The 22,110-nt window shown below is 43.6% G+C and carries 18 protein-coding genes; 7 read left to right on the plus strand and 11 right to left on the minus strand.

Annotated elements, in window-relative coordinates:
• Positions 1-15: 15 nt before the first annotated feature.
• On the minus strand, positions 16-2,283 hold the full coding sequence (gene clpA, locus NB463_RS14295) for an ATP-dependent Clp protease ATP-binding subunit ClpA (RefSeq protein WP_005390700.1): 2,268 nt from the start codon (positions 2,281-2,283) through the stop codon (positions 16-18).
• 50 nt (positions 2,284-2,333) lie between these two features.
• Positions 2,334-2,654, minus strand: a complete 321-nt coding sequence (gene clpS / locus NB463_RS14300; RefSeq protein WP_031780157.1) for an ATP-dependent Clp protease adapter ClpS — start codon at positions 2,652-2,654, stop codon at positions 2,334-2,336.
• Positions 2,655-3,358: 704 nt separating this feature from the next.
• On the opposite strand from clpS, the gene cspD reads away from it, so the two are divergent.
• Positions 3,359-3,577, plus strand: coding sequence for a cold shock domain-containing protein CspD (cspD, locus tag NB463_RS14305; RefSeq protein WP_005378407.1), 219 nt, complete (start codon positions 3,359-3,361; stop codon positions 3,575-3,577).
• A 187-nt stretch (positions 3,578-3,764) separates the two neighbouring features.
• On the opposite strand, the gene NB463_RS14310 is transcribed toward cspD, so the two are convergent.
• Positions 3,765-5,990, minus strand: a complete 2,226-nt coding sequence (locus NB463_RS14310; protein ID WP_258430679.1) for an NADP-dependent isocitrate dehydrogenase — start codon at positions 5,988-5,990, stop codon at positions 3,765-3,767.
• A 311-nt stretch (positions 5,991-6,301) separates the two neighbouring features.
• Between NB463_RS14310 and NB463_RS14315 the strand changes: the two genes are divergently transcribed.
• Positions 6,302-7,003: a pseudouridine synthase gene (locus tag NB463_RS14315; protein ID WP_139059933.1), complete on the plus strand. Its 702-nt coding sequence runs from the start codon at positions 6,302-6,304 to the stop codon at positions 7,001-7,003.
• 85 nt (positions 7,004-7,088) lie between these two features.
• Here the strand turns inward: NB463_RS14315 and NB463_RS14320 are convergent, their stop codons facing one another.
• Both NB463_RS14320 and NB463_RS14325 read right to left on the minus strand, forming a co-directional pair.
• A complete protein-coding gene (locus tag NB463_RS14320; RefSeq protein WP_012841993.1) occupies positions 7,089-7,766 on the minus strand; it encodes a DUF2057 family protein in 678 nt (225 codons plus the stop codon).
• Between the two features lie 76 nt (positions 7,767-7,842).
• Positions 7,843-8,874, minus strand: coding sequence for a porin (locus NB463_RS14325; RefSeq protein ID WP_006742133.1), 1,032 nt, complete (start codon positions 8,872-8,874; stop codon positions 7,843-7,845).
• Positions 8,875-9,389: 515 nt separating this feature from the next.
• Here NB463_RS14325 and dinG point away from each other — a divergent pair.
• The 5 genes from dinG to xthA all read left to right on the plus strand — a co-directional run bounded on the left by dinG (position 9,390) and on the right by xthA (position 13,872).
• A complete protein-coding gene (dinG, locus tag NB463_RS14330) occupies positions 9,390-11,465 on the plus strand; it encodes an ATP-dependent DNA helicase DinG (protein WP_258432302.1) in 2,076 nt (691 codons plus the stop codon).
• Positions 11,466-11,479: 14 nt separating this feature from the next.
• Entirely contained in the window at positions 11,480-12,265 is a 786-nt protein-coding gene (locus tag NB463_RS14335) for a sulfite exporter TauE/SafE family protein (RefSeq protein WP_005390688.1), read from the plus strand.
• The gene (locus NB463_RS14340) at positions 12,262-12,807 is read left to right on the plus strand and encodes a primosomal replication protein (protein WP_012841995.1); all 546 of its coding nucleotides are present in this window, start codon (positions 12,262-12,264) and stop codon (positions 12,805-12,807) included. The genes NB463_RS14335 and NB463_RS14340 overlap by 4 nt, the downstream gene beginning before the upstream one ends.
• On the plus strand, positions 12,807-12,971 hold the full coding sequence (gene rsmS, locus NB463_RS14345) for a pleiotropic regulatory protein RsmS (RefSeq protein ID WP_182019009.1): 165 nt from the start codon (positions 12,807-12,809) through the stop codon (positions 12,969-12,971). Before NB463_RS14340 ends, rsmS begins: the two co-directional genes overlap by 1 nt.
• A gap of 94 nt (positions 12,972-13,065) precedes the next feature.
• Positions 13,066-13,872, plus strand: coding sequence for an exodeoxyribonuclease III (gene xthA / locus NB463_RS14350; protein ID WP_258432300.1), 807 nt, complete (start codon positions 13,066-13,068; stop codon positions 13,870-13,872).
• A 97-nt stretch (positions 13,873-13,969) separates the two neighbouring features.
• On the opposite strand, the gene NB463_RS14355 is transcribed toward xthA, so the two are convergent.
• The 6 genes from NB463_RS14355 to NB463_RS14380 all read right to left on the minus strand — a co-directional run bounded on the left by NB463_RS14355 (position 13,970) and on the right by NB463_RS14380 (position 21,712).
• Positions 13,970-16,690, minus strand: coding sequence for an ImpA family metalloprotease (locus tag NB463_RS14355; RefSeq protein ID WP_258432299.1), 2,721 nt, complete (start codon positions 16,688-16,690; stop codon positions 13,970-13,972).
• 155 nt (positions 16,691-16,845) lie between these two features.
• Positions 16,846-17,523 carry an ABC transporter permease gene (locus tag NB463_RS14360; protein WP_053807157.1) on the minus strand — a complete coding sequence of 226 codons (678 nt, stop codon included), beginning with the start codon at positions 17,521-17,523 and terminating at the stop codon, positions 16,846-16,848.
• Positions 17,524-17,526: 3 nt separating this feature from the next.
• Complete coding sequence (locus NB463_RS14365) at positions 17,527-18,267, minus strand: ABC transporter permease (RefSeq protein WP_006742137.1); 741 nt, start codon at positions 18,265-18,267, stop codon at positions 17,527-17,529.
• An 81-nt stretch (positions 18,268-18,348) separates the two neighbouring features.
• On the minus strand, positions 18,349-19,119 hold the full coding sequence (locus tag NB463_RS14370; RefSeq protein ID WP_012841998.1) for an ABC transporter substrate-binding protein: 771 nt from the start codon (positions 19,117-19,119) through the stop codon (positions 18,349-18,351).
• 82 nt (positions 19,120-19,201) lie between these two features.
• Entirely contained in the window at positions 19,202-19,972 is a 771-nt protein-coding gene (locus NB463_RS14375; RefSeq protein ID WP_005378438.1) for an ABC transporter ATP-binding protein, read from the minus strand.
• 264 nt (positions 19,973-20,236) lie between these two features.
• Positions 20,237-21,712, minus strand: a complete 1,476-nt coding sequence (locus NB463_RS14380; RefSeq protein WP_053807156.1) for a hypothetical protein — start codon at positions 21,710-21,712, stop codon at positions 20,237-20,239.
• Positions 21,713-22,110: the final 398 nt, after the last annotated feature.

Here is a 22,110-nt window from a genome sequence, read left to right on the forward strand (position 1 = left end):
TTCCCTACGGAGCAACTAATGCATCGCTGCCTCTTTCTCACTCAAATATTCAAATTTAAGTGTGTCATTCACTAGCGTTACTTTCACAGTGCCGCCGTCGACTAGAGAGCCAAACAACAATTCATTAGCCAAAGGTTTCTTAAGTTGCTCTTGGATAACGCGTCCCATTGGGCGAGCACCCATCGCCTTATCATAACCTTTATTCGCTAACCAATGGCGTGCATCTTGCGATACCTCCATTGATACGCCACGAGCATCAAGTTGCACCTGCAGTTCGACAATAAACTTATCAACAACTTGATGGATAACGCTTTCATCAAGGCTGTTAAACCAGATGATGTTATCAAGACGGTTACGGAACTCAGGAGTGAATACCTTCTTAATTTCCGCCATCGCATCGTGACTGTTGTCTTGCTGAATCAAACCAATTGATTTCTTCTCAGTTTCAGCCACACCCGCGTTGGTTGTCATAACGAGGATGACATTACGGAAGTCTGCTTTACGACCGTTGTTGTCCGTTAGCGTACCATTATCCATCACTTGCAATAGCAAATTAAAGATATCTGGATGCGCTTTCTCAATCTCATCGAGTAATACGACTGAATGTGGGTGCTTGATAACAGCGTCTGTTAGCAAGCCACCTTGGTCGTAACCGACATAACCAGGAGGTGCACCAATTAAGCGACTCACGGAGTGACGCTCACCATATTCCGACATATCAAAACGAAGTAGCTCGATCCCTAGAAGCTTAGATAGCTGCACCGTCACCTCTGTTTTACCCACCCCAGTAGGGCCAGCAAACAAGAATGAACCAACTGGTTTGTTATCCACGCCCAAACCTGCACGTGTCAGCTTGATCGCTTCGGATAATGCATCAATCGCATTATCTTGACCAAATACCAACATCTTCATCTTGCTATCTAGGTTCTTCAAGATGTCTTTATCTGAAGAAGAAACCGACTTCTCTGGGATTCGTGCCATCTTGGCAACCATCGCTTCGATATCGGCAACACCAACCGTTTTCTTACGGCGGCTTGCAGGAGCAAGACGACTGCGAGCGCCAGCTTCATCAATGACATCAATGGCTTTATCTGGTAAATGACGTTCATTGATGTATTTCGCCGAAAGTTCTACCGCGGCACGCAGTGCTTTATTGGTGTAACGTACTTCATGGTGTGCTTCGTACTTCGGCTTCAAGCCCATCAAGATTTTAGTTGTGTCATCCAGAGAAGGCTCTACAACGTCTATCTTTTGGAAACGACGGGACAACGCACGCTCTTTCTCGAAAATGTTGCTGTATTCTTGGTATGTAGTCGAGCCGATACAACGCAACTTACCGCTACTTAGTAGAGGTTTGATAAGGTTTGCGGCATCAACTTGACCACCAGAAGCCGCACCCGCACCGATGATTGTGTGTATCTCATCGATGAACAAAATTGCATCTTCTTCTTTTTCAAGCTGTTTCAAAATCGCCTTGAAGCGTTTTTCAAAATCACCACGGTACTTAGTACCAGCCAGTAGAGAACCAATATCCAATGAGTAAATCACGCTGTTTTGAATAACTTCCGGGACCTGCCCTTCTACAATTCGCCAAGCAAGACCTTCTGCGATGGCTGTTTTACCTACCCCGGCTTCACCCACTAGTAATGGGTTATTCTTGCGGCGGCGGCAAAGTACTTGAATAGTGCGCTCTAGCTCTTTATCGCGACCAATCAGTGGATCGATATTGCCATCTTTAGCGACCTGATTAAGGTTAGTCGCAAAGCTTTCCAAACGTTCTTCAGAATTCGGCTCTTCGACACTCTCTGAACTGAACGAATCTGATGATGGGTCTTCGCTTGCACCTGACGCTTTAGTAATACCATGGGAGATAAAGTTAACAATATCTAAGCGGGAGATGTCGTTTTTCTTCAGTAGGTAGGCGGCATGCGACTCTTGCTCACTGAAGATCGCCACAAGCACGTTTGCACCTGTTACTTCGTTGCGGCCAGACGACTGTACATGAAAGACGGCGCGTTGTAGCACACGTTGAAAACTCAAAGTCGGCTGGGTTTCACGCGTCTCATCACTGTCTGGGATAAGAGGCGTAGTTTGATCGATGAATATATCGAGTTCGTTACGTAAAGCGTCAAGATCCGCTTTACAAGCTAAAAGGGCTTCCTTAGCTGCATCATTTTCCAATAATGCAAGTAGGAGGTGTTCGACAGTCATAAACTCGTGGCGTTTATCTCGCGCCCGAGCAAATGCACCGTTAAGGCTTGACTCTAGTTCTTTATTTAGCATAAGTACCTCCCGAAAAAACAACTTGGGTTGTTCGAGCAAGTCTTCTTTGTTTACGCTTGCTCCATAGTGCAAAGTAGCGGATGTTCATTTTCCCTTGCGTACATCGTAACTTGCGCTACTTTTGTTTCGGCAATTTCTGCACTGTATGTGCCACAGATTGCCTTTCCTTCATAGTGAATCTTGAGCATGATCTGAGTCGCTTTATCAATGTCATGTGAAAAGAATCGCTCAAGTACCTCTATGACGAAATCCATAGGTGTATAGTCATCATTATTTAGTACAACATTGTACAGCTTAGGTGGCTGAACTTTCGTACTTTCTCGCTCCAGAAGATCAGAGTCCGGAGTGACCCATTCAAAATTTTTACTCATGGCAATTCAAAGATATCGTATCAAAGGGTTGATGTTTTCGACCTATAAAAACAATCTACCACAAGCGTGCAGCGCGGTGTAGTGAGATATGGCACCGAATTCGATCTTTGATCGATAAAAGTTGCTACCTAATATAGAGACTAATGCAGGTCTTGAGGGGGCGCAAATAAAAGATGCTTGTCGATAAGTTACACATTTTTACTTATAAAATAACTTTCTTTTTACCCCCTCCGAGCTATTGCGAAACATCTCTCAGTCTTCTACCGAGATCACACTTCCTAACTGAGAATGGGGTAATTATCACGAAAACTTCATTTTTTATTCAGTTAGAGGATTCATCTATCATAAGCAACACGAACAGTATGGTTTTTCCAGTGAATACTACTTTGCAGGCTAATTGACCAAACTTCCGCGTATATACGAAAAACTGTTTGCAAATTTGTTAATCTCAAAAGTGATTTGTTTTCAATTATGTTTCTGTTTGTTGCTTAATGCTATTGACTGTCGGGATTCATTGACTACAGTGGAAAGTGTTGATGCATAAATCGTCATTTTGAATCCATTTGTTTTTAAGCAGCTTGGTGAATGTGATTTCTCATTGACTAGATGTTTGTTGGCGTTCGCTGACAATAGTAGTACCAGGTTAAAGGTATAACTTGGTTGTTGTAACAACTCAGTAAAAAATGCATGAGGGATGTAAAAGCATGGCTACAGGTACAGTAAAGTGGTTTAACAATGCCAAAGGATTTGGATTTATTTGTTCAGATGAAGAAGAGGGAGATATCTTTGCCCACTACTCAACTATCCAGATGGACGGTTATCGTACACTGAAAGCAGGTCAACAAGTCTCATACGAGATTGAAAAAGGTCCCAAAGGCTGTCACGCGAGTAGCGTCGTGCCTCTTGAAGGTCAAGCCAAATAATTAGAGCGCTGTCGAAAAATAAAAATATTGCTCTCGAAACGTCATTTTGATGTTCTGAAGAGAAAAATAAACCCGCCAAGATAGCGGGTTTCTTACTATATGTAGCTTATGAAATGCAGATAGACCACATACAAAGTATTGATAAAATAAGAAACACGTCGAAAGCGACGTGCTCTTTTCATCTATTTTACTTGTTAATGATCGCGTTAAAGGTTTCGCTTGGGCGCATCAACTTAGAAACCAATGCATCATCTAGCAGATAGTAACCGCCCAGTTCTCCTTTCACACCCTGTGCGTTGTTTAGCTCAGCGACGATTTTTTCTTCATGCTCTGACAACGCTTTCGCAATCGGTGCAAACTCAGCAGCGAGATCAGCATCGTCTGTTTGCTCGGCAAGTGCTTTCGCCCAGTAAAGTGCGAGGTAGAAATGACTACCGCGGTTATCTAATTCGCCCACTTTACGTGATGGAGACTTGTTGGTATCTAAAAACTCACCAGTCGCTTTGTCTAGTGTATCCGCCAAAACTTGCGCTTTCGGGTTGTTTGCCACCACACTTAGATGTTCTAGGGATGCAGCTAGTGCTAAGAACTCACCTAAAGAATCCCAACGAAGGTGATTCTCTTTTTCTACTTGTTGAACATGCTTAGGAGCAGAACCACCAGCACCTGTTTCAAATAGACCACCGCCATTCATCAATGGAACGATAGATAGCATCTTAGCTGACGTGCCTAACTCTAGAATTGGGAACAGGTCTGTTAGGTAGTCACGAAGAACGTTACCCGTTACAGAGATAGTATCCAGACCCGCTTTCATACGCTCTAGCGAGTACTTACAAGCATCAACAGGAGACAGGATCTTAATCTCTAGACCGTCAGTATCGTGCTCTGGTAAGTAGGTATTTACTTTCTTAATGAGTTCAGCATCGTGCGCACGGTTTTCGTCTAGCCAGAATACGGCTGGAACACCTGTTGCACGTGCGCGAGTCACTGCTAGCTTAACCCAATCTTGGATTGGTGCGTCCTTCACCTGACACATACGGAAGATATCGCCTTCTTCAACCGCTTGCTCTAACAATACGTTACCCGCAGTATCAACAACGCGAACAGTACCCGCTGCGTCTAGAATAAATGTCTTGTCGTGAGAACCATACTCTTCTGCCTTTTGAGCCATTAAGCCAACGTTAGGCACGCTACCCATAGTGGTCGGGTCAAATGCGCCGTGCTCTTTACAGAAATCAATAACCGCTTGGTAAATACCTGCGTAGCTACGATCTGGTATCATCGCTTTGGTGTCTTTTTGTTTACCATCTGGTCCCCACATTTGACCAGAAGAGCGAAGCATTGCTGGCATAGAAGCGTCTACAATAATGTCGCTTGGTACATGTAAGTTTGTGATACCACGATCAGAGTCAACCATCGCAAGTTCTGGTTGAGTTTGGTAAACCACTTGAATTGCCGCTTCAATTTCTGCTTTTTGCGCTTCAGGTAGAGACTCAATTTTCGAGTAGACATCACCAATGCCATTGTTTACATCAACGCCCAGTTCTTCAAACAGCTTACCGTATTTATCGAAAACGTCTTTGTAGTAAACTTTCACTGCATGGCCGAAAATGACTGGGTCAGAAACCTTCATCATCGTCGCTTTCATATGAAGAGACAACAGCACGTCTTGTGCTTTCGCTTCAGCAATCTCTTTCTCGAAAAATTCAACCAGCGCCTTCTTCTTCATAACTGAAGTGTCAATGACTTCTTTATCTAGTAATGGGAAAGCCGGCTTAAGCTCTTTAACTGTACCGTCATTACCGACGAACTCGATTTTGACCTCTGTTGCACCAGAGATAGTCGTAGACTTTTCGCTCCCAAAGAAGTCATTGTCTGACATGCTCGCGACATGAGACTTAGATTCTGATGACCACGCACCCATTGAATGTGGATTTTTCTTCGCGTAGTTCTTAACCGAAGTTGGAGCACGACGGTCTGAGTTACCTTCACGAAGTACTGGGTTAACCGCACTACCTTTGATTTTGTCGTAAGCCGCTTTAATCGCTTTCTCTTCGTACGTGCTCGGTTCTTCTGGGTAGTTTGGTAAATCGTAACCTTTCGCCTGAAGCTCTTTAATCGCCGCTTTAAGCTGAGGAACTGAAGCTGAAATATTAGGTAGCTTAATGATATTTGCTTCTGGAGTTTGAGCTAGTTCACCAAGCTCTGTCAACGCATCGCCAATGCGCTGTTCTTCTTTTAGATGCTCTGGGAAGTTAGCGATAATTCGACCTGCTAGTGAAATATCACGAGTATCTACATTGATGCCAGACGATGCTGTGAATGATTGAATGATTGGTAGTAATGAATAAGTTGCTAGCGCCGGCGCTTCATCAGTGATGGTGTAGATAATTGTAGGTTTTTCTGTAGGCATGAAATTTCCCTATTTTTTAATCAACTTGTTGGCTGATCAACTCAGCGTCTGAGTTGGTTTAATTGACGCATTGCTGCACGTTAGCAGTACATGTCTCCTCACTAACGCCACATGCGGTTCGCACTCTTTGTTGTAGTATGAAGCTCTAAGCTCTGAATCCATGAGTGCACTGATATAATTAAACAAATAACACGAATTAGTCTATCATTCTGTGCGCGTTTGTTAGTTTTAGGCGCGCAAATCATATCCGATCATGAGAAAACTTAAAACTTTCAAACACAGTTCATTTACATTTTTGCAGGGTAGTTAACATGTCATCTCGTACAGGTCAGGAAAAAGGTCGCGGTCGCAATCAATCCCAAACGGGCCGATTTAAACACTCAGGAGCTCGCAATAGCTCAAAGACTCGTACTCAAACAAACCGTCGCCCTGTTCGCTCAGCAAGAAACCAAAAGCCAAAAGTGGATCCAAAAGACCGTAAAGTCATTATTTTCAACAAGCCTTACGACACGCTCAGTCAGTTTACCGATGGCGATGGTCGCAAAACGTTAGCGGACTATATCCCAATCAAAGATGTCTATGCGGCTGGCCGATTGGACCGAGACAGCGAAGGTTTGATGGTGCTCACTAACGATGGCATCTTGCAGGCGAAGCTCACGCAGCCAAAGTCAAAATCCCCGAAGACTTATTGGGTTCAAGTCGATGGCGCTCCTCTAGAGCAAGATCTTGAAAAATTGAGAAAGGGAGTAGAGCTAAAAGATGGTATGACCCTACCAGCCGAAGTTGAAGTGATTCCAGAACCACAAGTCTGGGATAGAACCCCTCCTGTTCGTTTTCGCGCAAATATCCCTACCACTTGGTTAGCCATTACCATTATTGAAGGAAGAAATCGTCAGGTGCGTCGCATGACTGCGCACATTGGCTTCCCTACTTTGCGCCTCATTCGTCATTCGATGGGTGATATCGTCCTTAAAGACCTAATGCCTGGTGAATGGAGAGAAATCTCTCTCTAATAGGCAGAAAAGATAAAAGCAGGCTTAAAGCCTGCTTTTTAGATTCGTACTTTTTCAGTTAAGCCCTATCTAATGAACTAAGGGATTACTGCTCAGCAAGCCAGTTTTTAAATGCCTCTTTTTCCGCCGGAGACGCTTTCTGGTACATCGTCTTTAATACATCAACCATTGGGCTGTCGTTCGATGCGACTGTTGAACGGGTATCACTACTCTCAACTCGAGGCTCGATATCACTTACTGATTGTTGATGCTGATTCACAGTTACATAACTAACGGCAACACTCGCGATACCGCCAGCAATATTGTAGTTACGAGATTCTTGAGGGTAATTACGACCAATTTGAACACCATCTGACTCTAATACATCTTCGACCAAAGCAATAGGTTGACCTTTGGTGTCCAGCAGTTGCCAATCTAAAGGTGAGATGTTGTTTTGCGCTTGACGAAGAGTTTTAAACTCTGGTAGTTCAAACTTTAGTTTTTCATTTTCAACATCAAACTTAGCGATGATCACGTCACTGTAAACTGTCTTAAGGTTTTCGTTTGTTTCAAAAGCAGGTTGATATTTGAAGACAATTTGGTTAGTTCCGTCGGGGATCTCAATTGTCTTCTCACTAGAGAAAAGTCCCCCCTCAAGTTTTGGCTTCTCCATATTGACGGCCAGTAACTTCACGTCTTCTGGAACCACTAAAGTCGTTGCAGCATAAAGGTTTGTACTGGCAAGAATAGACAATGCCATTGCCACTTTTAATGATAACTGCATAGAGTTTTTCATCCTTATCTTCATAGTAAAAGACCCAGCATATAGCTGGGTCTTACAATATCAAACTGGGTATTGATTACCAGTAGAAACGTGCACCAACACCGAAGTCAGTTTTAGAATCAGTTTCTGCAGTTGTTTTACCAGCTTCTAGCTTATCACCATCAAAATTGTAACCCGCTTCTGCGAATACGCGAGCCCATTTAGAGAACTTGTATTCAACGCCAGCGTAAAACTTAGATTGGTCGCCATCTTTCTTGCCAGATTTGTCAGAAGATGACATTACTAGCTCGTAGCCAGAGTAAAGTGTTGTTTTAGGAGCTACAGCGAACATGCCTGCTAGAGAGATACCGTGAGAATCGATAGTCTCGTTAGCTGCTTTGTCTTCATTTTCGTTGTAGTAGTACGTAGCACCTAGAGTGTGCTCATCTAGAGCGTATTCAGCAGTTACTTCGAAAGATAGGTTCTCAGTGTTGTTACCTTTAGAAGCAATCTTGTTCTCAGAAGAAAGAACGCCAGCGTGTACAGATAGGTCATTGAAAGACTTACCTACGAATACTTCGCGGATTTCTTCGTTTTGATCTTTCTCACCTAGCGCGTAACCAGCTTTTAGCCAGAATGCGTCATTTTCGTAAGCGTATTTAATTTGAGAAGAGTTGTTCCACGCGTGTCCGTAAAGAAGTGCAGAACCACCGAAGAAGTATGAGTAATCAGCTCCGTAGATGTCATCAGCCCAAGTACCTTCTTTACCAAAACGAAGTGTACCCATATCGCCCATGTCGAAGCCAAAGATGTGACGGCGTACGTATACTGAGTCATCAGTACGCTCGCTTGAATCAGCACCTGCACCGTAGTTGTCACCTAGAGCAACACCGATTTCAACTTCACCTAGAACTTTTAGGTTGTCGTTTACAACGTAAACACCATTTACACCCATACGAGAAGAGCTAGTGTTTAGCTCTGCAGTGTGGTCTGTGCTGTCTAGGAATAGAAGAGTTGGACGTAGCTGACCGTAGAAATCTACAGAACCTTCTTCAGATTTGAATACTTCAGCTGCGTTCACTGAAGTTGCAGACGCAACTACAGCTAGTGCTAATAGAGTTTTTTTCATAATTAATCCACTGCCTTTTCTTAGTTCGGGATATCCTTGTCCGGTTCCCTTTTTTTATATGTTTGAGATAGAGCGTTAACAAAACGTTATACAACGCCTTCTCAAAATCTGGAGCTAAGAGTGCAAAAGATTATTCTGGCTGTCAAATTTTCTAAATGCCAATGTAAAAAAACAAAAATAACATTTAAAAACAATAACTTGAAAAGTTTATCTTTATTTATTCGACGAACATCTAATCAATCCTCTTGATTTTTCATAATTTATAAAACCATTAACAATGAGATTTTAAACCCAAAACAAATACTAAAAAACACAATATATAGAATAAAAAACCATACAAATATCATATTTGGAGTTTTATATTTTTCATATAATGAAATTAATTTCATTTAGATAAGGTTCAATATTTTTTTGTGAAGAAGATCTACATTCCTCATAAAAGCATTCCGTTTTGTGAACTACTGTACAACTAGTGATGTGTGCTACTATTCGCCTCCAACGCATTTGAGGCCCGTATGCTGACCAGTAACATTCAAAAATCGATTCGTAATAGCTATCAAAACCTGCAAGATCAACTTGATAACTTTGTACCTAGAAGAGCACAAAACTACCTTGTTGCAGAGATTGCAAAAACGCTGTGCGGTCAGTACCACAAATCTAACCGAATACTGGTTGCAGAAGCAGGGACTGGAATTGGTAAGTCGCTCTCCTATCTAATGGCTGCCATCCCCGTGGCTGTACATAACAATAGAAAAGTGGTTATCTCAACGGCGACCGTAGCTCTGCAAGAGCAGCTCATAAATAAAGACCTCCCTCTTTTTCGTCGGATTACCGACCGAGAGTTTTCTTTTATTTTGGCAAAAGGCCGTCAACGCTATTGTTGTGCAGAAAAACTTGCTTCAGCTTGTGGTGCTGATGGTGGTCAGTTAGCCATGTTCGAAACCAAGCCTAAGCAAAAAGATATAGAGCTGTTGGAAACAATGCATCGCTCTCTTGCGCAAGGTAAATGGGATGGTGACCGTGATTCTTGGCCTAAAACCATCGATGATAAGCTTTGGCAACTGATTGTCAGTGATAAACACAGTTGCAATAACAGTCTACCGGGCCATCGCGGCTGTCCATTTCAAAAAGCGCGCTCGGAGCTGGATAAGAATGATGTCATCATTGCGAACCACTCTCTCGTCATGGCAGACGCAGACTTGGGGGGCGGAGTAATCTTACCTGAGCCAGAAAACACGATATACGTCTTTGACGAGGCACATCACTTGCCTCATGTCGCCCGCGATCATGCTTCAGCATCTGCGAGCTTAAAAGGTGCGGCAGCATGGCTTGAGAAGTTAAATCAGTCGATTAGCAAGTTTTCATCGCTCGCAAACGAGAAGCGCGTAGCTCGATTTCGCAACGACCTTCAAGACGCGGTTCAGAACTTGATACCAGCACTGACTCAACTGCCCAAACAGTTCGATCCAGCTCAATTTGAAGAAGGCATCTACCGCTTTGAGCACGGTGAACTACCAGAATGGCTAGAGAACCAATCCAAAGAGTTAAAGCAGTTCAGTAAAAAAGCAAATCAAAGTGTGGCAAAAATTGCCGACCTTATTGCGGAAAGAGTAAAAGATGGGGAGCTTGCGACAAGATTGGCTGAACCAGCGCTTGCAGAGCTCGGCTTCTACATTCAAAGGTTAGAAAACCTAGCGCAAGTCTGGCACTTGATGGCTGAGCCAACTCGTGAAAAAGGTGCGCCTTTGGCTCGCTGGTTAGAAACCCACCCCGATCGCGAGGGTGATTTCATTGTGAGTGTTTCTCCGCTTGAAATTGGATGGCAACTCGACCAACAAATTTGGAGCAGGTGCATTGGCGCCATTTTAGTTTCCGCAACGATGCGTGCACTAAACTCCTTCCATTACTTTTGCCATCAGGTTGGTATTGATGGAAAACCAGAATCAGGCACACAGTTTTTAGCGCTTGCGTCACCATTCGATTACCAAAACCAGGCAGAATTGCTCATCCCTGCGATGAAATATGAACCACCAGCGCCTCAATTTACTGAATATCTTATCGAGATATTGCCTAAGTACTTAGAAGACAAGAAAGCCAACTTAGTATTATTCTCATCCTATTGGCAGATGAACCAAGTTGCGAAGGCGCTGTCTTCGGAGTTCATAAAAAAAGGCTGGGCATTGCAAGTTCAAGGTGAAAGCTCACGTCAAGAAATTCTAAAAAAACATAAAAAGCTAATAGAATCAAACAAAACCAGCATCTTATTTGGTACTGGCAGTTTCTCTGAGGGGCTAGATTTACCTGGCGAATTACTTGAAAACTTGGTGATAACAAAAATTCCATTTGGTGTTCCAACCTCCCCTGTCGAACAGGCTCACTCCGAATATATCGAGAAAAAAGGAGGGAACCCGTTTATGCAAATAACTGTACCTGACGCAAGCAAAAAGCTGATCCAGAGCGTAGGTCGCTTACTGCGTAAAGAGAGAGATTCTGGTAGAGTAACGATTCTTGATCGACGCCTAGTCACTAAGCGATACGGACAAGCCTTAATCGACTCACTACCTCCATTTAAACGTAAAATAGAATATTAGAAGAATCACCATTTATGGAAATGATTGAGCCAACTATGCTGTTGGTGTTGGCGCTTGTCGCTTTTGTCGCTGGATTTATTGATGCAGTTGCCGGTGGTGGTGGCATGCTAACCGTACCTGCTCTACTATCGTTGGGCTTGCCGCCCCATATTGCACTAGGCACCAATAAACTTGCGGCTACCTTTGCCTCTTCTACTGCGGCATTTACGTACTACAAGAAACGTTTATTCAAGCCTCAATGCTGGGGAAGAGCATTTGTTGCGACGCTTGTCGGAGCAACATTAGGTACCCTACTTGTGGACGCGATTAGCACGGATTGGCTAGAAAAAGGGTTACCTCTTGTTATTTTAGCGGCGGCGTTATACACCGTCTTCCATAAAACACCGCACTCTCCTCATCAAAGTCCAATTCCCGAGCCTTGCCCAAAACTTCATAGAAAACAGTACATGCAAGGATTATCCATAGGATTTTATGACGGGCTCGCAGGGCCTGGAACTGGGGCTTTTTGGACGGTCAGTTCAATGGCACTGTATCGGCTGAATATCTTGCTCGCCTCTGGCTTAGCAAAAGCAATGAACTTTACCAGCAACTTTACCTCTTTGATTACGTTTGCAGTCCTCGGTCATATCAACTGGGTGCTAGGCTTAACAATGGGGGTATGTTTAATGGCTGGCGCTTTTGTTGGCGCGCATTCCGCCATTCGGTTTGGTTCTAAATTCATTCGCCCTGTATTTGTTACTGTCGTCAGTATACTGGCCATAAAATTGGCTTATGACGCATGGTTTGTAGGTTTGTCATGAACATTTCTCAACTCCAGGAAAACCTAGAACAAATGGCGAAGCAAGCCGCTGTTCTTGACCGTCAAAGAGGCGAACACCATGTTCCGCTTTTTGATGAGCGCTTATTTGGTTGTCGCTCTCGCTTACTTACTCCTTGCGTAAAAGAAGCAAAAGCTACGCTGGATGCGATTGTGCGTGAGCAAAATGAAGGTAAGCTCACCGCTTTGCGTGCTGAGTACCTCACTGAACGGTTAGTAGCGCAAATAGGTGCGATTCAACGCGAGATTTCTACCACCAAAATTCGCAAGAATGAGATCAAACATAGCAGCCATTTCCGCAAGCCTATTAACGTGCTTTATCAGGAACTCGCTCAACACCAAGAGTGGGCAAGACGCTTGCGCGAAATGGTGTTAGAAAAAGAACGTGCTGTCGAAACCGCTCCTAGTTTTATGCGTGCCGAGGCTCAGAAAGTGTTACTAGCGACCGAGCAACGTTTGGCACGTTGTGAGGCAGCGCTCCTGAAACTAGAGAACCAAATTACACATAGGGAAAAACACCAATAATGGCCGATCAACCAACCTCGCCTTTAGATGACGCACCTGAAGAGATCAAATTGGCTGTCGATTTGATCTATTTACTTGAGAGCAATGAGATAGATCCAGAAGTTGCGCTTAACGCTTTGAAGATCGTGCAAAGCGACTTAGAAAACAAATTAAAAACAAAGTAGCCCAACGTTTCGCTCCTTTCACCGAGACTCGTTTTCAGTGCTCTTGCACAATGATACTATTCATCAAAAAGTACGCCCTCAAAAAGGATAAACAATGAAAGTAATCAGCTTTAACATCAATGGACTACGTGCGCGACTGCACCAACTCCAAGCGCTAATCGACAAACACCAACCAGATGTGATTGGCCTTCAGGAAATTAAAGTTCACGATGAGGCATTCCCGATTGAAGCTGTCGAAGCCATGGGCTACAAAGTGTATTTCCATGGTCAAAAAGCGCACTACGGCGTCGCAATGCTTTGTAAGCAAGAGCCTCTTCTCGTACAAAAAGGGTTCCCGACGGATAACGAAGAGCACCAAAAGCGCATGATCATGGCAACGTTTTTAAATGAAAACGGCGAAAAGGTCACGGTGCTAAACGGCTACTTCCCTCAAGGGGATAACATCAGTCACGAAACCAAATTCCCATACAAACGTCAGTTTTATAAAGATCTGATGACCTACCTAAACGATCATCACAATAGTGACGAGCAATTGATTGTTATGGGTGACATCAACATTAGCCCTATTGATGCAGATATCGGTATCGGCGAACCAAACCGTAAGCGTTGGCTAAAAACAGGTAAATGTTCATTCCAACCGGAAGAACGCGAATGGCTGAAAACCTTGCTAGATTGGGGCTTTGAGGACACCTTCCGCAAGCTATATCCAGAAGTGAACGATCAATTCTCGTGGTTTGATTATCGCTCTCGCGGGTTTGATGATAACCGAGGTCTACGAATTGATGTCATTTTGGCGACCCCTTCTCTCGCGCAAAAATGTATTGAGTCGGGTATCGATTATGAATTGCGCGGTATTGAAAAACCTTCAGACCACGCTCCAATTTGGTCGACGTTCAAGTAATACATAACTGAGCAATAAGCGGGACTCAACGCTAAGCTTAACCCATGAAAAAGGGAGACTCTGTCTCCCTTTTTCATGCAAGTTACTTTCTACTCAGCTAGTTCAGCGGCCAAACCGTTTGACCATCAACACTGACTGGCGTTTGAGCAAATTCGTTCAGACAGTAGCCGGTATTGCTGCTTGCAAAGTAAGTGAGAGGCATCGGTGGTAGATTCAGCGCCACAACCTGCTGTTTCGCTTTTTCTGTGAACGAGAAGCCCCACATATCTAAATAGCTCGTCATGTCTCGCTGAGAGATGTAGCTCAGAGCAATAAGCAACCAGTCATTGTTTGAGATGCTATTTGCCTCTTCACGAGAGTAGTTGGCGAAACCAATACTCAATCGTCTCTCATTCCAAAGCGCATCATCCGATTTCAAGCGGTTAAACTCACGTTCAATCAGGTGCAATCGCGCCAATAAATGCCAACCATTTTGCAGTACACCTTCATGCTGCGTCGCCATCATCATTTGAATGTAAACGCGAGCTCCCCAACTCCAACCAGTTTGATTTTGCGCTGCCATGTAAACGTTTGGATCCGCTTGAGTTCGGCTTGCTTGCAATAATTCAAACTGGCCTTTGAAATCTAAGCTTTGGCAAGTTGAAACTTTCCCCGTATTCTGGAAGAAACGAGACTTACTGTAATACGAGTAGTAATTGGTCGTTGAATGCCCTTCCCAGCCTGCAAATCGGAATCGACCTTTTTCCAAGCCATGACCAAGCTCATGTAAATCACCGTGACCGAGTGGGCTGAATGACCAGTAAGCATCGTATGGGTTACCAGAACAGCCGTAACCACACGTCGCTTGGTCAGCGTTCATATGCTTCACCATATCAATATTGGCGATTTCCCAACCTTGATTTTTGGCATACTGGATAATTTCCGGAACCTCATCGATCCCCGGCCCTTGGAAACCAGCCAAGACATGTGGGTAGTTATGAACATACTCTTCTGTCGCTAGCGCCATTTCAGCTGGTGTCGACCACATCTCATCGTTGACAGATTCAAGCATTTTGTCACGTTTAGAGTGTACCTCAAATCCAGGCGTGATCAGTTCAGCCCAATCGAACAAATTCGCTTCAAGCTCCTGAATAAACGCATCGTTATCCTTTTCACTTCTCCATACAGGGTGTTGCGCTACATGGCTAAATGTTAGAGCTACTGGTACATCATTATTGTTAAAGTGAACCTGGATAGGCCCGCCATAAGGTGAAGTCAGCGTGATGGTTTCACCCGGCTTCACCTCATAGGCGAAAGAAGTCAGCATTTTTGGTCGCGTGTATCCATCTTTGCTGAACTCATGAGTTGCGCCACTTCTTAAACTGTTGATGACAATTTTAGTCGTCACTTCATTACTGTCATTGCGCGTGACCGTAAAGGTCTCCCCAGGAAGCGCATACACACCAGCAGAGCGGAAGTTACGGTTTGATTCCATATTAATCGTTGCGCTGATTCTCTTTACTTCAGGGCTAAACTCACTACGGCTGAAGTTCCCCATATTTGGTTGTTTTGGGTTTACGCTTCGGCTGTTGTATTGCACGTAATCGGCAAAGTACGACTTTAGGAATTCGGTCGTTTGGGTTGACTGTTTGTCCATTGGGAAGACAACCGTTTGACGATAATGATCAGCCAGCAATACCATGAGTTTTTCGTATTGGTAGCCGTCTTGATTAAACAAATCTACTTTTTGTTCATCAAGCTTTTTCAACCGATGGCGAATACTGTTTGCCCCTGCATAAAATTGACTTTCCATATTCGCAGTGTGAGGACAAGATTTGTCCTCACACTGTGACAAGTCAACATTGAAGTTTTGAGATTCAAAACGAGACAACAGCGCTTGTTGCGTAGCAACAGAGTCTGGCACGAAGTTCATGAGTGATGAAGGCGCCCAATCAACCAAGCCTAACTTACGCCAATAGTTATCTCCCACATAATCAACATGGAATTTTTCCAAAATGTCTCGGCCAAGTTCAGTTAGTCCTCCATCCCAATGCAGGTATAGAACAGGAATTTGGGCTTGCTCAGCGTATGCCAGAGCATCGAGTACTTGTTGGTTGGTGTCGCCAGATTGCAGATGCTGTGACAAGATCAATAAGTTTGGAGTATTGGTTTGCAAGCAGCTAAGTAGCTTCGAACCATCGCATAGGTTGGCCTCGTTAAACGCCAACTCTTGTGAAACATTGTCTTTCAGCCAATTCCGAGTCGCTTGCTCATCAGGGAAGTAATAAGACTGATCCATTTGCGCGATGACAACGTTTGAAGTAGCTACGCCTGACAACCAAGTGACCAGGTTGCTTAGCCATTGCGTCATCGCTGCATTCGAAGACTCGGGAAAGCGTTGTGCCGTTCTAAATGGGTTACTACCTAATAGCGCATAACGTTGACCATTAGCTTTTTCTCCAGCAACGCCAATTGACAACGCCTGATCTTTATAACCGCTAGCCATGGCCTTGTTGGTCATCAAGATGGTGTCGTTGAACCCATACTGAGGTGCCAAGATCGCTGCATCATGGGTTGGATCCCAATAAAGGCCAGAAAGGTTTTTCGCAATTGCAGATTTGATCGTATTCGACTGTTTCTTGTGCCCTTCCACAACTTGCCGACTTTCTCGAATGAAATCGTTCGGGTCAGAAACGAGCAGTGCATTACCAGTTTCCAGAGCTTGTTGAACTGGAACTGGCGTTGGTTTTACTTGAGCATTAGGTTGTGACTCTCCCTCTCCCCCACCACATCCAGTGGCAACGGCGGCAAGGCCCAACGATAGAATTGTTTTTTTCATTTTTACTTACTAAACAATGGGTTTATCAAATATTAATGTAAGTACATGAATAAAAAGAAATAGTCTTTTGTATCGGTAGGAAAAATAGGAATGAAGATAACAAAATCATCAAAAAGCAATGGTACCCATTTCGATACCATTGCTGACATTAATTATTAACTTAAAGGACGTAGGTATGCCAAGAAGCGCTTCTCTGCCACTTTAAAGCACCACAAGATCATAAACGTCAGTGCCATGTAGAACAGCCCCGCCGTTAGGAAAGATTCAAATGGCGCATAGTAACGTGAGTTAACTAAACGCGCAGCGCCAGTTAGATCCATAATGGTAACGATACCCGCGACCGCACTACCGTGCAGCATGAAAATCACTTCGTTTGAATAAGCTGGTAATGCTCGACGCAGTGCACTAGGCAAGATAATACGTCTGTATGTCATAAACTTACTCATCCCATACGCTTTGGCAGCTTCTACTTCACCTTTGGGCAAGCCATTAATCGCACCACGAATAATTTCTGCTGTATAAGCCGACGTATTAAGAATAAAAGCGACTAAAGCACAAAACCAGGCGTTTTCCCACAAGGTATCTTTCACAGGAAAGAACTGATCCATACCGTAATAAATCAAATACAACTGGACCAACAACGGTGTTCCACGGAAAAAGTAAATGAATCCCCAAGAAGGTAAGCTAAAGGCATAATTCGCACTATTACGTGCCACAGCTAATGGAATCGAGACACACAAACCGATAACCAACGCTAATCCTACCAGCCAAACTGTCGTCCAAAGTCCCTGAAGATAAGTTGGGAAGCTTTCAATAATCAAAGAAAAATCCATAACTTACCTCGCATGAATACTGAACTTACGCTCAACAAGCTTGAGTAGCCCGGTCGAAACGCTGGTAAAAAACAGAAAGATGAGCGCGACAGCCATGTAAAAGGTAAACGGCATTTTCGTCGTACCTGCCGCCAACGAGCTCATTCTCACCATGTCATCCAGGCCGATGATGGAAACTAACGCTGTGGTCTTGAGTAACACTAACCAGTTATTACCAAATCCAGGTAATGCATGACGAATCATCTGAGGCAGTAAGATTCTTCTAAACGATAAGGCTGAGCTCATACCATAAGCTTTCGCCGCTTCTAGTTCACCTTTGTCCACCGCCATGATCGCTCCGCGAAAAGTCTCCGCCATGTAGGCACCAAAGATAAAACCAATCGTGAGTACACCTGCAATAAATGGGCTGACATCAATATAGTCGGGTAAGTAAGACGTCCATTCATGGTTTGGATCACTCGAAGCAAACCACTCATTGAGCGTTTCGTTAATGGAGTACAGGCTATTGTTTAAAAGTATTTGTCCACCAAAGAAAATCAGCATCATCAGAACCAAATCTGGAATGCCGCGAATGACGGTGGTGTAAAGAGTGGCAATCGCCCTTGCCCATTTGTAAGGCGCTAACTTAGCTAATGCGCCAAGCATACCTAAGATCACCGCAAGAAGGAGTGAAAGCACTGCAACTTCTATCGTTACTAAAGCCCCTTTTAAAATCGAAGCTTCGTATCCTTGTAAATCTAGCATAGGTGAGTTCCTAATCCCTAAACTCAAAAAATCGACCGTTGACTACTTCTAGGAACAAGCCAACGGTCGCTTAATTACGGTTTATTCACCGTACACATCGTAGTTAAAGTATTTACCAGCAATTTCTTGATAAACACCTTTCTCACGTAGTGAAATTATCGCCGCGTCCAATTTCTTCGTTAGATCTTTATCTTGTTTACGCACGGCAATACCAAAACCTTCACCGAACCACTTAGGATCGGTCAATGACGGACCAACAAACTCGTACGCGTCGCCGCCCGCTTTATTAAGCACACCTTCTTCTAGAGCAGAGGCGTCGCCCAATACAGCGGCAACACGACCATTGGCTAAATCTAGGTAAGCCTCATCAAAAGAACCGTAACGAACAATTTCTACTTTATCGCCATAGTTATCTGTCAGATATTTGTCGTGTGTTGTTGCACGTTGAACAGCGATTTTCTTGCCATCTAGGTTGTCAAAATCCAGATTCGCACCCTTCTTGGCAATAAATTTGTTTGGAATCAGTGCGTATTTGCCAGTGAAATCGACTTTCTTCTTACGCTCTTCAGTAATAGACATCGCAGCGATGATTGCGTCGTACTTACGCGCTAATAGAGAAGGAATGATGCCATCCCAATCTTGCGCGACAATCTTACATTTCACTTGCATTTCTTCACAAAGCGCGTTAGCCATGTCTACGTCGAAGCCTTTAAGAGAACCATCAGTTTCTGTCCAGCTAAACGGAGGGTAAGCACCCTCAATGCCGAAGCGAACTGTTTTCCATTCTTTCGCTTGAGCGACACCAGATACTGCCGTTGCAGCGATCGTTGCTGCTAATAACCACTTTTTCATTTCCATACTCCTGTGATTGCTATTTTATTTCGTTTTGTTTGTTGTGCTGGCTTAGGAGGCAATAGTCTGCCGCCTAAAAATATTAGTAAATGGATGAGATAAACTGCTGTAATCGTTCCGAATCCGGGTTTGTAAATAGCTTAGCTGGATTTCCCTGTTCTTCCACTAAGCCTTGATGCAAGAACATCACATGGTTTGATACGTCTCGCGCAAACGCCATTTCGTGCGTGACCACCAGCATGGTTCGTCCTTCATCTGCCAAATCTCTCATTACCCCTAATACTTCCCCAACAAGTTCTGGGTCAAGCGCCGAGGTTGGCTCGTCAAACAACATCACTTCAGGGTCAACTGCTAGCGCACGGGCAATAGCGGCACGTTGCTGCTGACCACCAGATAAGTGTCCAGGATAATAGTCTTTACGCTCATATAGGCCTACTTTCTTAAGCAAGACTTCTGCGTTTTCAATCGCTTGGGCTTTTGGTACGCCTAGAACATGAACAGGGGCTTCAATCACGTTTTCTAGTACTGTCAGGTGTGACCATAAGTTGAAACCTTGGAACACCATCGCTAGACGTGAGCGAATACGTTGCACTTGCTTTTCATTAGCAGGAACGGATTCCCCTGCTCGGTTGTTCTTCATTTGGATTAATTCACCATTCACCCAAATTTCGCCTGCGGTAGGCGTTTCTAGCAAGTTGATACATCTAAGAAAGGTACTCTTACCAGAACCGGAAGAGCCAATGATGGAGATGACATCTCCTTTGTGCGCGGCAAGAGAAATTCCCTTGAGAACTTCATTTTGTCCAAATGTTTTGTGCAGGTCTTTTATATCTAGCGCTGGTACATCATTCATGCGCTCTACTCCCTGTGTTTTTGTCACTGCAATTAAGGGACTCCGCCCTCTCTAATTCGGAACAAATTAGCACCACACCCTGAAACTTGCAACAAATTATTAACCTAAATAATTCGAATAGAAAGATACGATAGCCAAATTAATATGCAATATATAGCAACTTATTCTTCAAAAGCTGAATATTAAATATAAAAAAGCCCCTTTAGAAGGGGCTTAATAAATTTACAAAAGTGTTAATTGAAACTTATTTAGGGTCGTAATGAATTAATTAAAACGACTGACTACCAATGAGTTTGAAGTACGTAATGTCACTTCATTTTCTAGGCCTTCTTTTTCAGAAGTAATGATGCCATCCAAGTCTTCATCTAGCTCAGGCTCTGACGCTTCACCATTAGAAAAGAAGCTCATGAAAACTTTAGAGTCGATATTGCTATCGTCACTCAATACCAAAGCAGTGCGATTAAAATCGTCCGAAGCTGAAACTTTCAAACCGTTAACGGCTGATGTTGGGAAATTGTAGTAATGGAGCTCAGGAACAACAACAGAGTCACTGTCGCTCTTTGTGAAAATACGATGTGTGACTTTATAGTCGCCTGAAGCCGCAAAGTAAGCGACACGAGTAAAGCCTTCTGTAGACGATGTTAAACCCATGTCCAGATCAATCACCGAGTCTGCACTTCCTTGTGTTGATACACTTGGTTTTGTGTTTGGCAGGTTATCAATATTTAAGTAAGAGCTTGGATCAACGTCAATATCCCATCCATCAGAGACCGTTTCGTTAAGTAGAGAGTCCCAACCATTAACTTGATTCTCTGAGAACGCCATGTAGACCCAAGTTTCTTTATTCGTTGCACTAGGGCGATTATATTCAACGGCCGTTTTATCTAGCTTCAGCGCATCATACGCAAAGCCGTTAGTAATAAAACCAATGTGGAGAGTGTCGTAAGTATAATCAGAAGACGAATAAATGTTTGACGTATTATCCGCTCTGACTAAGGCGATCTCACCAGTCCCCCACGAACCAATACCATACTGGTAAAGCGCTTTGTCGCTTGAACCAGATTCATACTGGAACAACGCCGTAGGCTCACCTTTAAGCCCCATAAGCTCATCGGTAGGCAACATATCAGGGTTAGGTGACGTGAAAATATCGGTTTGCGAGACAAAGTTGTAGTCTCCACCACCTGATTCAGCATTTCGGTAATCTAGGTTAGTAAACTTATTGCTTGCTAAGTTACCGCCAGTAAAGCACTTGTTCAAAGAGTCTCGGTTAAGGGCAAACGTGGCATTACGTAGTTTCTTATCTTGTAAGAATTCTTTTGAAAACGTATTTACGCGAGCTTCTCTACCGTTAAATTCTATTGCTTGAAACGTTACAAAGCCGCCGTCAGGAATATCTTCAAGATAAAACTTAAAGTTATCAGTGGTTGGTTTGATGATGTCTCCGGCTCTTTTGCCATCTGCATCAGAGTAGTAACCGATAACATAGTTAGTCACTTGCTCTTTTGACGCTGCGCTATAGGTTAAAACCGTTTTATCACCGTTTAGCTCAGTTTTGTGGTCATACACCGTACAACCTTTCGCAGTAGCTTCACTTTCAGTCATTGTTGCTGGTATAGCAAAATCAAAAGTAAACGCTGTTTTCGGCGCAGCACCACCGCCGCCACCGCCACCGCCGCCACAACCGACCATTAACCCTGAGATGATTGCCACTAGTGGCAGTACTTTAAGCTGTTTCATGTCTTTTTCCTAAACTGAGCGGCAATGATTAGCCAAAAAATAGTCTTTGCCCTGTAGAAAGCAAGAATAAAGCCAGCTTTATATAATCATCATGAATATTGATATTTACCTGCATCCCAGAACGATAAGAGCAACAAATTCTAATTTTATGCAACTTGTGTAATGAAATTACACAAGATTTCACCATCTCATTCGCATGCCAGAAACTTTCTGTAGTTTTATTTCACAACCATTCTTAAAGTGATCTAAATCAATCACCCTAAATGGCTATCTTGCTAGACTCCTGCCAAAAGATGAGGATTTTTTTGTGCCTCAACACAATAAGTTATTAGCTATGCTTAGGCACAATGTCGACGTGTAACAAATCTAATAATAGCTAGCATAAGCGTGCCGCAGGA

The organism is Vibrio sp. RM-41-2B, assembly GCF_024744415.1.
GTDB lineage: Bacteria > Pseudomonadota > Gammaproteobacteria > Enterobacterales > Vibrionaceae > Vibrio > Vibrio diabolicus.